The following is a 15325-nucleotide window of genomic DNA, read 5'->3' as shown; positions in this document are numbered from 1 at the left end:
CAACCGAGGCTTCGACGACGGAAGGCGTAGCCGACAAGCGCCGCAGGCGCGGCCAGACCGGCGTTTGTCGGCTGTGGTGTGCGCCCTAGTTCGGCCCGTCGACGGGCACCGCTTCGCCGGCGACGTTCACGTCTACCACCGCATCCGCCAACCCCTCCCGCACCGCGTCACGCACTGCTGGCCCCATGACGTCGGCGAGGGCGTCAGCCACTCGTGTGATCAGCGCGAGACCTTGAGTGCGCCGTACAGCTCCTCGGCGATCTTGTCTCCGCCGTCGCGCTTCCACTTCTTTACTGCCGGAGCCCAGGCGGACACCGGTTTGCGGCCCTGGATGATGTCGTTGGTGACGTCATTGATGTCCCCGCCGATCTGCCCACCTTTGCGGTTGTCGGTCTCGGAGTACATGCCCGCAACTGGATTCTGAATCGACTGGGGGCATAGCTCCTTCATCGCGTTGAAACACGCTTCGGCGCTGCCCTGCCGTTCGGGAAGGAAGATCGTCCACGGGCCGTCGGCCTGGTACTGCAGGCCGAGCTGGACCTCGCTGAAGCCCTTGTCGGTGAGCACCGGGCTGCCGTCGGTGGTCTTGTAGTCGACGCCGTCGATGCCGTACTTACGGAACAGGTACTCCTTGGTCCCGAACGGTGTCGCGAGGAAGTTCAGGTAGGCCAGCAGTGTCTCGACCCGGTCCTCAGCCTTCTTGCTGATGGCGGTGACGGAGATTGTCGGTGGACCCAGCCAGGTCCTGCCGACCCCGGAGCCGTCGTGTGCCGGCGGGGCGATGATCGCGATCTCCGCTTCCTTGTCCATCGTCTGCAGGTAGGTCGGCCAGCCGCTGAAGGTGTCGAACACCAGGGGGCTTGTCCCGTTGCCGAATCGCGTCTTCAGATCCTGGTTCTGTCCGGTGAACGCGTCGGGGTGGATGTAGCCTGCCTTCCACAGCTTCTGGAGGATCTGCAGGGCGTCCTCCTGTGCCGGGTCCTCCAGGTTGCTGACCAGCTTGCCGCCTTCCTCGCTCCAGCCGTTGGGTATGGCGAACATGTTGCGGACGTACTGCGTTGGCACGGCGGCTAGCGCGAACCGGTTCTTGCGCTTGTCGGTGAGGGCCTTGCAGAGTTCGATGAACTCGTCTGCGCTCTTCACCTCGACCGGGAGTCCGGCCCCCTCCAGCATGTCCTTGCGCGCATACAGCGCCTGAGACTGAATTGCTCCCCGGGGGATGGGGACTCCGTAGATCTTGCCGTCGAAGATCGCGGAGTTCCAGCTGGTCTCGGGCAGATTGGCCAGGAACGGATACTTCTTGATCCTGTCGCCGGACAGGTGAGAGGTGAGGTCAACCGCCTTGGCCTCCAGCATCTGCGGCTTCTGCGGGACGCCACCGATCATGAAGAGCTCGCCGAGCTTGTCGCCGGCCACCGCCGTGGCAAACTTCTGGTCGTAGTCGACCGAGGGGGTGAGGTTGACCTGCACCGGTGAGCCAACCTGCTTGTTGAACTCCTGCCAGAACTGGTTCCCCGACAGCTTCGGCGGGATCGGCGTGTTGGTGAAGGTCATGACCTGGATCGGCCTGCCGTCCCCGGGCGCATCGGCGATCGCCTGCACCGGTTGGGCAGGGTACCGGTTGAACGCGTCCGGGATGTTGTACTCCGCGCCGGACATGTCAGGCTCGACACCCTGGTACCGGATGTAGGCCGGCCGCACCTTCGACTTCGAGGCCGCGTCGTTGGCTCCGGTGGCTCCGCCGCGGCCTGCGTTGGAGCATCCGGCCAAGGCTCCGGACAATCCGACGGCCCCGACAGCTGCAAGCACAGCTCGTCGGGACAGAGGCCGGGATTCGAACATCGTCATTGTCGTGAAACCTCTCGCAGGTGGCATTGAACTCTTCGATCAACCCTTGACGGCGCCAGTGAGTACGCCTTTGGCGAAGTGGCGCTGGATGAATGGATAGACACACAGAATCGGGAGTACGGAGATCATCAGGATCGCCATCTGGATCGTCGTCTGCGGCGGGACGGCCTCGGCTCCCACGCCGAGGTCCTGGCCACCGAGCTCGACGCCGTTGACGACGTAGGTGCGTAGCACGAGTTGCAGCGGCCATTTGCTGGCGTCGTTGATGTAGAGCATGGCGTTGAGGAAGCTGTTCCAGTAGCCGACGCCGTAGAAGAGTCCGATGACAGCGATGACCGCTTTCGACAGTGGAAGTCCGATGTGCCGGAACATCTTCCACTCCGATGCGCCGTCGATTCGCGCGGCGTCCATGATCTCAGCCGGCAACCCGGTGAAGTACGCACGCACGACGATCACGTTGAACGCGCTGACACTTGTCGGGATGATCACCGACCACAGGCTGTCCAGCAGACCGAACTGCTGGACCACCAGATAGGTCGGAATGAGACCAGGGTTGAACAGGAGGCTGATCAGGACCAGCATCAGCAAGGGCTTGTTGCCGAGGGTTGCGCGTCTGCTGAGGGCCCAGCCGAGTGTGCAGGTCAGGGTCAGCGCGATACCGGTGCCGACGACGGTGATGAATCCGCTCACCAGCAGGGCCTGCGTAACCGTTCCGCCGGCGAAGATGGATCGGTAGGCCGACAGGTCGATGCCGTGCGTCGGGAACATCACGAATCCGCCGGCCCGGTTCACTTCGTCGGGCGTGGCCAGACTGGTCGAGATTACGCCGACGAACGGGAGTACGACGAGGGCGCAGATGACGGTCAGGAATATCCCCTTGGTGATCCTTTCTGTCCAGCTCGGCATTGGCATGCCGTCAATCACTGCATATCGACGCTTGGTCACCCTCGGTAGATCCCTTCCTCGCCGAGTCGATGGGCGAGCTTGTTCGCGGTCAGCACGAGGGCGAGTCCGATGATGCCCTTGACCAGCCCGACGGCCGCGGAGACTCCCCAGGCGCCGCCGAGGATTCCGTTGTTGTAGACGTAGGTGTCGAGCACTTCGCTGGCTTCCTTGCCGACCGCGGGTTGCTGCAGGATGATTTGCTCGAAACCGACCGACAGGGAGTCCCCGAGTCGGAGGATGAGCAGCAGGATGATGATCGGTTTCAAGCCCGGCAGGGTGACGTGCAGGATTTGCTGCCAGCGGGTCGAACCGTCGACGGCAGATGCCTCGTACAGCGAACGATCGATCTGTGACAGCACTGCGAGGAAGAGAATCGTGGCCCAACCGGTGTCCTTCCACATCACCTGGGAGGTGAGCAGAGCGCGGAACGCCTCGGCATTTCCGATGATGTGCAGCGCGTCGTAGCCGTGGCTCCGGAGCCAGTTGTTGATCATTCCAGTGCCACCGAGCACCTGTTGGAAGACGGCGACCACGATTACCCAGGACATGAAGTGCGGGAGATAGAGGATCGACTGAACCAGCTGACGGAGCTTGTTCGACAGCAGTGTGTGCAGGGTGATCGCGACGACGATGGGCGCCGGGAACACGATCACGGTCTGGATCAGGGTGAGGATCAGGGTGTTCTTGACCGCGTTCAGAAACTCCGGATCACCGTTGATGATGACATCGAAGTTCTCAACGCCGTTCCAGAGGCTCCTGCTGACCCCTAGATAGGGCTGGAAGTCCTGGAAGGCGATGACGTTGCCGTACAGCGGGTAGTACTGGAAGGCGAGAATGATCAACATTCCCGGGATCGCCAACAGCAGGACCGGGTAGTCACGCCGCAACCGCGTGACAAGTGAGACCTTCCGCTGCCGGCGTTTACCGGGTCCGGGTGTGGAGGCCGTCTGCGAGACCTGGCTCCCCGACGAACCTTCCGAGACCTCTTGAATCACCATCGGTGTCTCCTGGCTGAGCTGGACATGTGAGACGCGCGCTCCGTTACGGAGCGCTGATCACCGGCAACGACATGCGTCGGAACTCGCCCGAATCGCAGTCGAGGGTGAGTCACCGAGTTGAGGGCGCCTCAGACGATGGGCCTGAACGGGTTGTCCACGTGCGGCCCGTCGATGACTGGTCCGTCGCCGCCGAACGTCAACCGGGACAGCCAGATCAGCCGGCCCTCGGGCTCACCGTCCGGCTCCCACGCGTGATAGACGTACCACCAGTGCGGTCCGACCTTGATCGGCATCCCGTGTCCGGGGCCGGTGGCCACATCGTTACTGATCATGATCGGCCCGTCGCCTGGCTTGGTCCATGGTCCGGTGATACGCGGCGCCGTCGCCCAGCAGACTCCGTAGCTGTCGTTCCAGTACTGACCGGTCGAGTAGAAGCAGTAGTAGGTGCCGCGATGCATGATCACCGACGGACCCTCGATGGTGTAGGTCTCGTACGACTGGTCCATGCCGATGATCCGCTGCGGCTCGCCCTGCAGTTCGAGGCCGTCGTCGGAGAGTCGCTGCAGATAGATATAGGACGGCAGTCCCGCTGCGTTGCCGTCGTTCTTCCACAGCAACCACAGCGAGCCGTCGTGATCACGGAACGGCGACGAATCGATACTGCCGCCTTCGTCGCTTTGACCAACCAGCGGTGTGGAGCGGTCATCCGAGAACGGTCCGAGGGGCGAGTCCGACACGGCCACTGACACGGCCTGCTGCGCGATGTCAGCGCGCCGCGCCGTGTAGTAGGAGAGGTAGCGGTCGCGCCCTACCCTGATCACTTCCGGGGCCCAGTGCCGGCCTGACACCGACCAGTCAGCGATCACCGGCATGCCGTTCCCAACCTCGGTCCAACTGACCAGATCGGGTGACGTCAGCACGGGCATCGTCCCCATGCTGCCGTTCGTCGAGTACAGATAGAAGGCCCCGTCGGCGTGCAGAACGGCAGGGTCCGCATGGCTCGTCGACTCGACGGGGTTCTGATATCCGCGGCGCGGCGCGGCGTACGCGGTTCTGCCGATGACCGTCAGCGCAGCAGCACCCCCCGAGGCAGCCAGCACTGTGCGGCGACTCATCGAAGCGACGGGCTGAGGCGTACGGGGGCGCGGCATGTCTTCTCCTGTGATGCGTCACTAAGTGCGAACCGGACGGTCGCAGCGTTCGAGAGTGAACGATCACGCGGGACTTTAAGTGATCGTTCACTCGATTCGCAAGTAGCATTTGCGGCATGAACACTGAGCGCCGCCCGACCCTGCGCCAGGTGGCCGATCTGGCGGGGGTCTCGCACCAGACCGTGTCGCGGTACTTCCGCCCGAACAGCGGCCTGCTTCCGGAAACGGCGGAGCGGGTGAGGGCTGCCGTGGAGACCCTGGGATATCGGCCGAACCTGGTCGCTCGTTCCATGCGGACACGGCGGAGCGGCATGCTCGGCGTTGTTCTGCCGGGCTGGGTTGGCCCGGAACGAACTGTCGCTGCTGCCTGCGAGGAAGCCCGCAGTTCGGGCTATCGGGTGGAGATCGTCATCGGACTGGATGAAGGTCCGGAGTCGTTGTGGGCGCGCGTCGAGGAACTGTTGGCGAGCGGGCAGGTCGAGGGGGTGCTCTCGGTGTCGCCGATGGATCCGGCGGACCTCGCTCCTGCCGGCATGGTGGTGCAGGTCGATGAGTACGACCATCGGCTCCGTGCAGTCGATGCCGTGGCCGAGGATCAGGAAACCATGATCGAGATCGTGCGAAGGCTGTCCGAACTCGGACACCGGGACCTGCTGCACGTCGGGGGACCGCAGGGCTGGCCGTCGGCACGTCTGCGGATGGCGGGCTACCTCGAGGCGTGTCGGCGATATGGCCTTCGCACCCACGGCGAGCCGTCCGGACCCTGGCACCCGGAGACGGGAAGACAGGGGATACTCGCGTTGCCGGACGACACTCCCGTCACGGCGGTGGTCGCCGCCAGCGATGACATCGGCGTCGGGGTCCTCGGTGCAGCGCACAGTCGGGGCTGGGCCGTGCCCGGCCGACTCAGCGTCACCGGCTGGGATGACCGTCTACTTGCACGCTACGCGGCTCCTGCTTTGTCGACCGTGATTGTCGATCGAGAGACTGCCGGTCGGCACGCCATGCGGCGACTGATCGCGGCCGTCGAGGGTCGACCCGAACCCGCAGGGCCGACGACCCCGCTCACGCGGATCGAATTCCGCGAGTCGACCGGACCGCCTATGACCGAAGCCTCCTGACGAGGAGATGACGCACTGTCGATCACGAGCGCGTGTCCAGCTCGAAGGAACGCTTCGACGTCTGCATGGGCGGGATCAGGGTGCGCGACGGGAGTGCGTTGCTCATCGGTAGGCGCTGGCTTGGAGTTCGAAGAGTTCGGCGTAGGAGCCTCCGGTGGCCATGAGGTCCTCGTGGCTGCCGGACTCGGTGAGCTCGCCGTTTTCGAAGACGAGGATGAGGTCTGCCATCCGTACGGTGGAGAGGCGGTGTGAGACCAGGAGGGTGATGCCGCCGGTCTCACGGGTGGCGGTGGAGGCGGCGTTGAAGCGGTCCAGGAGGGCGTGTTCGGTCTCCGGGTCGAGGGCGGCTGCGGGTTCGTCGAGCAGAACGAGCAGTGGCCGTTCGCGCATGAACGCGCGTGCGAGTGCGAGTCGTTGCCACTGGCCACCGGAGAGCTGGGTGCCGCCGAAGCGTTTGCCCAGGCGAGTGTCAAGGCCGTCGGGGAGCCGGTCGATCACGGCACGGGCGTCGCCGGCGTCGATTGCCGCGTCATAGCTGTCGTCAGTGAAGGCGTCGCCGCTTGTACGGACTTCCGATTCGGCTCCCGCCCGGGGTTGGGTCGGCCCGCCGAGGCGGCTTGGTTCTCCGAGTCCGATGGCTTCTCGAGCGGTGTATTCGTAGCGTACGAAGTCCTGGAACCCGGCGGAGATCCGGCTGCGCCAGGCCTGGTGGTTGATGGCGCGTAGGTCGGCGCCGTCCACGAGGATGCTGCCGTCGGTGGGGTCGTAGAGGCGAGCGAGGAGTTTGACCATGGTGGTCTTGCCGGCGCCGTTGTCTCCCACCAGTGCCACCGTGCTGCCGGCCGGAAGATAGACGCTGAGATCACGAAGCACGGGGCGTTCCGCAGCTGGGTAGGCGAATGAGACGTTGCGCAGTTCGATGCCGTGTCGCAGGGTGGTCGGGGGTTCCTCGGCGCCTGCCCACGCGACCTGGTGGCCGAGGTGTCGCCGTAGCCACTGGATGTGGCCGGCGACGTCGAGCATCGCGATGAGCACGCGTACGGAGTCGGACAGGCGTTGTGCGGCCTGGTCGGTCTGCGGAGCGAGAAGCATCACCATCGTCACGTCTCCCGGCGTCGCACGTCCTGCTCGTGCCAGCCAGAGGACGAAGACGATCGCGGCACCGTAGGCGAGGCCGAAGAGTACGCGGGCGGCGATCTCCAGGAGGTGGCCCTGGCGTCGGGCCCGCCAACGCGGACCGTTCTGAAGACGGAACTGTTCCGCGATCTTGTCGGTGAGCATTCCACGCAAACCGAACGCGCGGACTTCCAGACCATGACCCGGATGGCTGACGACATCCAACAGTTTGGCCTGGCGCCGGTTGTACTCCATGGTCACGGTGATCGCGTGCCGAAACTGGCGAGCACCATAGGCAGACGCCCACAGCCGCAAGACTCCCAGCAGAGGCAGCGTCAACAGCAGCGGGTGGATGCCCGCGAGGAGGACGAGGACGGTAGCGGTAGTGATCAGGACGGCCAGTCCGCTGCCGATGGTGCCCGCGGTGCCCTTCAGCCGGCGGAACTCCTCCCGGGCAGCGCCGAGCCGGTCGGCGATCTCAGGTTGCTCGTGGTGGCCGATCCCTGGCGGCTTGGTGGCCAGGTCCAGTAGTTCGCTCTGGAGCCCGATTTCGATCCCGTCCTCGAGTCGATGCCGTACGGCATCGGAGAGCACCAGGCCACCGAACGCGACTGCCAGCGCTCCGAACAGGATGATCGCACCCGCCGTGACCGAGCCCTGTCCGGTCACGGCGTTCACGATTCGGGCGACGCCGTAGGCCTGCAGCGGCCCCGCGACTGCCATCACCACCACGAGCAGCAACTCGGTCGCGGCCAACCAGGGGGACGCCGCGACGGTGATGCGTACCAGGGCCACCAGTGAGTCCCACCGCTCACGCATCCGCGCCTCCGTCCACATATCGCGCCGCCTGCAGTTCGAACATCCGCGCGTAGCGGCCGTCCATCTTCAGTAGTTCGTCGTGTGACCCCTGCTCGGCGATCACGCCGTGCTCCAGTACGCAGATCCGGTCCGCGTTGCGTACCACGGAGAACCGGTGGGAGATCAGGAGCGACGTCACGCCCGTGGCGAGGCGTAGGTAGCGGTCCACGAGTTCCGCCTCGGACCGGACATCCAACGCAGCCGCGGGCTCGTCGAGGACCAGCAATCCCGCGCCGCCCTCGACGGCGTACAGGGCACGCGTCAACGCGAGCCGCTGCCACTGGCCACCGGACAGTTCCCCGCTATTGCTGACCGAGCGGTCGAGGATCGTGTCCCAACCGCGCGGCAGGTTCCCTACCGCCGCATCGACTCCCGCGGTCGCCGCCACCGTGGCCAAGCGCTCCTGGTTCACGGGTTCAGCGAGGGTCACGTTCTCCGCCGCGGTGAGCGGTAGCCGTAGAAAGTCCTGGGTGACGGGCGCCAACCGCCGCTGCCACGCCGCCAACTCCTGGTCGTCCAAGTCGGCCAGGTCCACCCCGTCCACCACGATCCGCCCTGCGGACGGGCGGTAGGCACCCGCGAGCAGGTGCACCAGCGTCGACTTACCCGCACCGTTCAATCCGACAAGGCCGATCGCCTCGCCCGCGCCCATGCGAAGGTCCAGGCCGCGGAGGACATCGACGTCTGAGCCCGGGTAGCGGAACCACACGCCCTCAAACCGCACCTCTGGCGGACCCGACAGCGGGCGAGGCGGATCCACGAAGAACGATTTAGCCCCGCTCACCTGTGGTGTGTCATTCCCGTGGCCGCTCTCCCGTGCGGCCAGCGCTGTCTCCGGCAACGAGCGCAAGGCCTGCAAAGGCGACATTGCGCGCTCCACGGACGCCGCGGCGACCCCGTTCGCCGACATCGCGAGTCGCAACAGTGCCGCCAAGCTGGTCGCGACGGCGGTCAACCCCAGCGCTCCGGTGTTCACATCCCGCACCAGGACCCAGACGGCGATCGCCAACGCGGCGAGATGAGCCGCGTAGACCGCCATGGTCCGCAACGCCGCCACCCGACGAACCCGCCACAGCGGCACCATCCCAGCCCGCCAGTCGCGCACGTAACGGTCCATCAGCCATGGGCCGAAGCCGAACACGCGCAGTTCCTTGGCCGCCGTCTCCATGCCCAGCTCGTACGCATAGTCAGCTTCCCGACCGCTCTTGGTGCCGCTGCGCCACGACACGCCCTCCACCGCCGACATCCGCGCAGACCACCACTCGACCAGGCCCGACGTCGCCAGCAGCAGGACGGCGATCGGCCATGAGAACAAGACCCCCACGAGCACGGCGGAACCGATCGCCATCAGCCGCGATCGCACAAGGTCGGCCAGCGAAACCAAGCCCACCCAGATCGCGCGGTTCCCGATACCCCGGGCCCGGCGGGACTCGTCCGACACCGCCGGTGACTCCAGATGGCCGATTCTGGACGATGCCGTCATCGTCGCGGAGATCGCGCGATTGATAACCAGGTCGGAGTCGTACGTCAGCCGCGTCGTCGCCATGTTCGACACCACGGTCAGCACGCCATCGACCGTGAACATCAGGACCAGCGCGCCCACCATGAGCGAGAACGCGATCAGGGACGGCGCATCCGGACCTCCGGCCACGAAGTCCGGCGCCGCGCCCACTACCTGACCGACCAGAACGGTCACGACAAGGCTCGTCACCGCGCTCAGGATCGCAACCGTCAGCAGCCCGCCACCAACCCACGGTGCCACCGCTATCGAGAACCGCGCCAACGCGAACATCCGACCACCATCGCCAGTCAACTAGAGAGACGGATTGCCCGTCTGCCCGGAGAGCGCTATCCAACCAGGGACGTCACGCTTGGTGTACTGCGCGTCAGGTGGGAGCATGCCTGGAACGCGACGGGAGAGCAATGCGACGCTTTGGCCACGTAGGGGTGCTGACCTGGGTGGCCTTCTACAGCCACCTCGAAGACAACCAGCCGTCTCGCCGCCTGGCCTCGAAGCTCGGAGTCGTGCACCTCTTTGACCTGGCGAACTTCACGTTTGAGGGCTGATGCGGGTCGCTCGGGGGCACCTGGGGGACATGCCCAGGCGGCGCTCGCCTACCCTCGGACGAAAATCGTTGCGTTGCGAACCGACGTCAGGGCTACTGTGCTGGCAGGTGAGTGAGTCCGAGGCAGACGTCTCACCCCTGCAAGAAAAGGGGTCTCCTGCACATGACGGCGCCGGTCGACATGACCGTTCCGATTCGGTCGGTCGCCATCGCCCAATGGCTCAGGCCCACTCACCCCGATCTCGCTGCTGTTGAGATTGGCCGGCGGCATCGCTTGGCCGGTGGGGTGGGCTCACCCCTCGTCGAGCGGGTCGAAGTCACCCCCGTAGGGTCGGGCGGTCTGCGAGCTCGGTTCGAGGTCGTCGCGAAGCGTGCATCGTCGGCTGAAGTGGTCGCCCTGCGTGAGATCGCGGCGATACCTGGCGCTGATGCCCTCCCGGAGCTGATTGACGCGGGTACTGATGAGTTCGGGCCGTGGGTGGTGATGCCGTTCTATCCGGGCTCGACGATGCCGTGGGATGCGGAGGCTCCGGAGGCGGTGTTCGCTAGCTTGGCGCGGCTGCACTTTCGACATCTCGGGTCTGCAGGCTCGCTGCCTGCAGACCTTCCCCGGGTCGACGAGACGTACTGTCGACGGGCGTTGACGGACTTTGCCCCATCGTGGCTTCGTAAGTCCCAGCGCAAGGATCCTCATCCGATGCACGACCGTGCCCTGAGCCTGCTCAACCGATGGTCCGATGATGAGCGGATCTACGCCGGGCTGGACGTGCTACCGGCCACCCTTCTCCACGGCGACGCGTACGGGCTCAACGTGGTCGTTGCACATGAGAAGAGCTTGCCGCCTCGTCTGATCGACTGGGGAGGTGCACGGGTCGGCCCGATTATGCTCGACGTGGCCATGTCCGCGGAGAGGTCTTCGGCCGGCTTTTCCGCCTACCTGCGGGCCTGGGAGGACGTGGCTGGCTGTCCCTTCGACCCGTGGCAGGCCGAAGCTGGTCACGCCTGGGCGAGGGCCATAAGTAATGCGATGTTCGTTGGCGCCGTCGCCGAGCGGTTCAGCCCAACGCACGCCGAGGAGATGCTCGACCAGGCCGAGGCCGCGCTGCACCGGTTCGGACGACTTCTCGCAGGCCACTCCCCCGGACGCCCGTAGCCCGTCCAGTCGTGCGAGCAAGCGGCGGTGCAACTCAGCAGACCCCACCTTCCAGCGTGCCTACGGTGCCAGCCAGGTCATGTCTGGCACGCCGGACCGATCGCCTCGCCAAGGAGGATTCGCCCCTGTCACGGGCTGGTGCAGAGTGCGGGAACCCGCTCCGGGAGCAACGCCTGCCCCCTGGGGGGTCTTGGACGAACAGGGCCCAGAAGGCTCAGAAGTCGATACGCATGACGGCGCGGCGTTTGCCCGGCCGGCTCACCTCGGCGAACCCGGCATCGGCGAACATGGCGAGAGTGCCGACGGACCCGCCGTCCACTAAGTCCGGGTAGCCCTCCAAGGCGCAGGCGCCGCGTTCACGGGCGAACCCGACGGCGGCGCGGGCGAGTGCGCGGCTGACTTCTCGGCGCCGGTAGCCGACGCGGGTGACGAAGCAGGTCACCGCCCAGACAGTGGTGTCGGCCTTGTTCTGGTTGCGGCCCAACCAGGGGACGCGGCAGTCGCGTAGCAGCCGCGGGTGGTCCGCCCGCGGCGCGACGGCGCACCAGCCGACGGGCTCGCCGTCGAGGTACGCGACTAGGCCGCTCGTCGCCCGTGCCTTTCGGTCCCCGCAGGCGGTCTGGTCGCGGAGGCGGGCGGAGAGCTCTTCGGGACCTTCAGACGCCCAGGACTCTTTGGGCAGCATCCGGAACCGCTGGCACCAGCACCGTGCGGTGTCGCCGGTCGTGCCGAAGACCGCCCGCAGGTCCTCCCAAGCGGCCTGGTTGGCCGGAACGATCGTGAGCTGCTCGGCGGTGACCGGCTCCCGCGAGCCCGTCGCGCGGGGAACGGGCACCCGCTTGGGCGGAGGCAGCTTCTGCTGCTTCTCTTTGCGGGGCAGCGCGTCCAACGTGAGCCGAACGTCCACAGCGTCGCCTGCGTCCAGCCCTTTGGGCTTGCGCACGGCGTCCTTCAGCGGGAGCAGGTAGCCACCGTCCTTTGGCCACAGCGACGTCTTCCACTCGGTGCTGCCGATCCGAGCGCGGATCGGGAGCATCCCCCAGCCGTAGCTGGCGGCCGAGGCAGCGGCCCGCAGCGCGACACTTTCCTGCTCCGGCACGGAGACGAAGTAGTACGGCGCCGGACCACGCCACTCGATGACCTCGCCGGTGAACTCCTGATCCATGGCCAGATGTTAGGCCCCGTTCCGGACGAACCGCTTCCGGATTCACCGCCAGACCTGACCACGTGCCACCGCCAGGTACGGCCGGATCGATCTGCCGGTACAGGAGGCCCACAACTGGGCGGACTCGCGAATCGAACCGCTGTCTCCACGGCCCTCGTCACATCCGCCGTAGTCCTTGCGCCGATCGTGCTGATCTATGCCGGGTTGAAGCCGCCCGCAGAACCGAAGTAGAGCAGTGCGGTGACGTCTTCCCGTTCGAAGGGCACGAGCGAGTCGTAAGGACAAGCTGTGTTAGCGTCTTGTCGCTGGTCCTGGTCTGGGATCGGCGTCGTTTGGGCCGTGGCTCACTTCTGAGCCGCGAATCCCGGGTGGGTGGGCCCATCGAAAGGTGTGCCCGGTGCTCGGCCCATACCTGCGTGTTCTGCGTACTCCTGGCTACCGCGCCTCGTTCCTCCTTGGCCTCTCGGCAGCCCTACCGATCGGCATGGTCGGGCTTGCCCTGCTGCTCACGGCTCAGCAGCGTTCGGGCTCGATCGCTCAGGCCGGCCTGATCCCGGCCGCGTTCGGTCTGGGGAACGCCATGGGTCTGCTCCTCCAAGGGCGGTTGATCGACCAGTTCGGCCAAGCCCGCGTCCTCATTCCCGCGAGCCTGCTCTGCTCCATCACCATGGCGGCCGGTGTGCTGCCAGTCTGGCAGGACACCTTCGCGCTTGCCGGATCCGCGTTGCTCGCCGGTGTCGCCTTCCCGGCCACGATCAGCAGCATGCGGGTGCTGACAGCGGATCTCATCACCGACCCGCAGTTGCGGATGAGCGGCTATGCGCTGCTCGCCGTCTCCTTCGGTCTGGCGATGGTCGCCGGTCCACTGCTCGCGTCCGCTCTGATCGCGGTATCGACTCCAGCGACTGCCGTTCTGGTGGCCGCTCTCGTCGTCGGCGCGGGTGGCCTGGGGTTTGCCTTGACTCCCGCCTCGCGCGGCTGGCAGCCTGGAGCCGCCCCGGAAGGCAACCGCCTCGGCGTACCAGCAGGGTTGTCCACGCTCGTCGTCGCCAACATTGCCCTCGGATTCTCGGGCGGCGTCGTCGCGGTCGCACTCCCTGCGGCCGCGCTCGCGCAGGGTGCAGGTGCCGTTGCCGGCATCGGGTTCGCCGCTCGGTCCGTCGGCGACCTGGCCGGCGGCCTGGCCTATGGCGTCATCCGGTGGCGCTCGACCAAGGTCAGGCAGCTGATCGTCTCGTTGGCGGCCGCCACGGGTGCGTCGTGGTTCGCGGCACCGGTTACCGGCTCGCTTCCCGCCTTGTTCTGCGTACTCCTCATCGGCGGGGCTGCCAGTGCCGCGATCTCCGTCGCGTGCTCTGCGTTACTCGACGACGTGGCGCCAGCGAGCTCTCTGACCACCGCCTACACCCTGATGGTCGGCATTGGTCTGGTCGCCAACGCCGCCGGCAACGCGGTCGCCGGCCTCGTGGCCGACCGCGCAGGTGCCGCATGGGCATTCACCGTTGCCGCTGCGGCCGTGACCGCGGCGGTCGGCTGGATCTGGCTACGACGCCGCACCCTTGCCCAACCAGCAGCAGCGGGTCGGTAGACGGCGACGACATGACTTCGAGGACGAGCAGCATGTCCACACCTTCGACCTGACTGGTCAGGTCCCCTACTGGTACAGGCTGTGTCGGTGCTATCTCCACCCGGATGGCGTCGACGCGATGGTGAACCTCGCGCTCACGGGCGAGGCGGTCATCGCGAAATGCAAGACGTCATCAGTGCCGACTCCCGTCACACGGGAGGCGGACCGGCGTCGACGACCGCCATCGACAGCGCCAGCGGGTCGAAGTGGATCAGTGACTCCATCCACCAGGTCATGCCGGCCTGGGCGAGTCCCTTGAGGTCCACGTCCTTGTCTTCCTGCCAGGCGGGGCTTGCGTTGCCGCGCACGGCGACGTCGAATGGCCGGTCGGTGGGCAGACCGGCACGGTGCAGGTCCTGGCGGATACTGGCGATCTCCTCCGGGGTCAGCTCCTGGTCGTCCGGGTTGGGGAAGATCCCGTCGCAGCCGGCGGCACGGTGGATCACCTGCGGGTTGTTGGTGGAGCTGGCCATCCAGACCGGGATGCGGTGCGGTTCTGGTTCCGCGGCGGTCAGGTTCACCTGATAGTGCGGGCCGACGTGCTGGATGGCCTCGCCAGCCCACATCGCCCGCATCAACGTGAGTCCTTCAGTCAGCATCGCCGAGCGGGTCGCCAGGTCCGTGGGCTCCCCGAAGCTGCTGAAATCACCGGACTCGTCCACGCCCAGTCCGGTGCCGACGATGAGCCGTCCGTTGGACAGCCTGCTCACGGTAGACGCGTGGCGGGCGACGATCCAGGGCCGGCGCCGGGCCAACGGCGTGATCGTCGGGCCGAGCAGCAGAGTCTCGGTGGCGTGCGCGATCGCGGCCAACGTGGTCCAGGGATCAGCGATCGGCATCATGTCGGTGACGACGTGATCCCACAAGAACACACCGTCCCACCCGGCGGCCTCCGCGCGGACCGCCAGTTCGACGAGGACCTTTGGGTCGCCGAACGGTCCGAACGGCGGAAGGTAGATACCGAAGCGCAGGATGCTCTCGTTCACGGGGACCTTCTTCACGGCCGGCTGCTGGGACGAGGGCGGACCAGATGGCGATCCACCCTGTCAAGTCTGGCGGGCCGGCTTCGCCCCGTGTGAATTGGGTCACCGCTCGCCACGGGGCGAAGGTCCCGGGCGGAACCTTGGCTGAACTCGACCGGTGACCACTCACGGTGCCCACGAAGCCTCACTCGCAGGAAATACTCGACGGTCGATTACGCGAGCCCACCAGTAGGACGGGCCCGTCGACGTGGTGCTCGAACGGATCGCGGACGGCGGCGCCCGGTGTGGCACCCT

The 15325-nt window shown here is 66.3% G+C and carries 11 protein-coding genes; 3 read left to right on the top strand and 8 right to left on the bottom strand.

From position 1 onward, the window contains the following. Positions 1-219 precede the first annotated feature (219 nt). From HEB94_RS12250 to HEB94_RS12235, 4 genes are all read right to left on the bottom strand, one after another. Positions 220-1770 carry an extracellular solute-binding protein gene (locus HEB94_RS12250; RefSeq protein ID WP_192750004.1) on the bottom strand — a complete coding sequence of 517 codons (1551 nt, stop codon included), beginning with the start codon at positions 1768-1770 and terminating at the stop codon, positions 220-222. Between the two features lie 117 nt (positions 1771-1887). Then, positions 1888-2760, bottom strand: a complete 873-nt coding sequence (locus HEB94_RS12245) for a carbohydrate ABC transporter permease (RefSeq protein WP_192750003.1) — start codon at positions 2758-2760, stop codon at positions 1888-1890. Between the two features lie 29 nt (positions 2761-2789). Next, complete coding sequence (locus HEB94_RS12240; protein WP_238361500.1) at positions 2790-3791, bottom strand: ABC transporter permease; 1002 nt, start codon at positions 3789-3791, stop codon at positions 2790-2792. Positions 3792-3919: 128 nt separating this feature from the next. Beyond that, positions 3920-4906: a glycoside hydrolase family 43 protein gene (locus HEB94_RS12235; protein WP_192750002.1), complete on the bottom strand. Its 987-nt coding sequence runs from the start codon at positions 4904-4906 to the stop codon at positions 3920-3922. A 152-nt stretch (positions 4907-5058) separates the two neighbouring features. Between HEB94_RS12235 and HEB94_RS12230 the strand changes: the two genes are divergently transcribed. Next, entirely contained in the window at positions 5059-6063 is a 1005-nt protein-coding gene (locus HEB94_RS12230; RefSeq protein WP_192750001.1) for a LacI family DNA-binding transcriptional regulator, read from the top strand. A 102-nt stretch (positions 6064-6165) separates the two neighbouring features. Here the strand turns inward: HEB94_RS12230 and HEB94_RS12225 are convergent, their stop codons facing one another. Both HEB94_RS12225 and HEB94_RS12220 read right to left on the bottom strand, forming a co-directional pair. After that, positions 6166-7998, bottom strand: coding sequence for an ABC transporter ATP-binding protein (locus tag HEB94_RS12225; RefSeq protein WP_192750000.1), 1833 nt, complete (start codon positions 7996-7998; stop codon positions 6166-6168). Continuing rightward, complete coding sequence (locus HEB94_RS12220) at positions 7991-9829, bottom strand: ABC transporter ATP-binding protein (protein WP_192749999.1); 1839 nt, start codon at positions 9827-9829, stop codon at positions 7991-7993. Before HEB94_RS12220 ends, HEB94_RS12225 begins: the two co-directional genes overlap by 8 nt. Positions 9830-10266: 437 nt before the next feature. On the opposite strand from HEB94_RS12220, the gene HEB94_RS12215 reads away from it, so the two are divergent. Next, positions 10267-11256, top strand: a complete 990-nt coding sequence (locus tag HEB94_RS12215; protein WP_192749998.1) for a phosphotransferase family protein — start codon at positions 10267-10269, stop codon at positions 11254-11256. A 214-nt stretch (positions 11257-11470) separates the two neighbouring features. On the opposite strand, the gene HEB94_RS12210 is transcribed toward HEB94_RS12215, so the two are convergent. Beyond that, positions 11471-12421 carry a GNAT family N-acetyltransferase gene (locus tag HEB94_RS12210; RefSeq protein WP_202896299.1) on the bottom strand — a complete coding sequence of 317 codons (951 nt, stop codon included), beginning with the start codon at positions 12419-12421 and terminating at the stop codon, positions 11471-11473. A gap of 397 nt (positions 12422-12818) precedes the next feature. On the opposite strand from HEB94_RS12210, the gene HEB94_RS12200 reads away from it, so the two are divergent. After that, positions 12819-14009: an MFS transporter gene (locus HEB94_RS12200; RefSeq protein WP_192749997.1), complete on the top strand. Its 1191-nt coding sequence runs from the start codon at positions 12819-12821 to the stop codon at positions 14007-14009. A 188-nt stretch (positions 14010-14197) separates the two neighbouring features. Here the strand turns inward: HEB94_RS12200 and HEB94_RS12195 are convergent, their stop codons facing one another. Continuing rightward, positions 14198-15034, bottom strand: coding sequence for an LLM class flavin-dependent oxidoreductase (locus tag HEB94_RS12195; protein WP_192749996.1), 837 nt, complete (start codon positions 15032-15034; stop codon positions 14198-14200). Positions 15035-15325: the final 291 nt, after the last annotated feature.

The sequence above is a fragment of the Actinopolymorpha pittospori genome, assembly GCF_014873875.1.
Classification (GTDB): domain Bacteria; phylum Actinomycetota; class Actinomycetes; order Propionibacteriales; family Actinopolymorphaceae; genus Actinopolymorpha; species Actinopolymorpha pittospori.
This window is presented reverse-complemented; position numbering and strand designations above follow the sequence as displayed.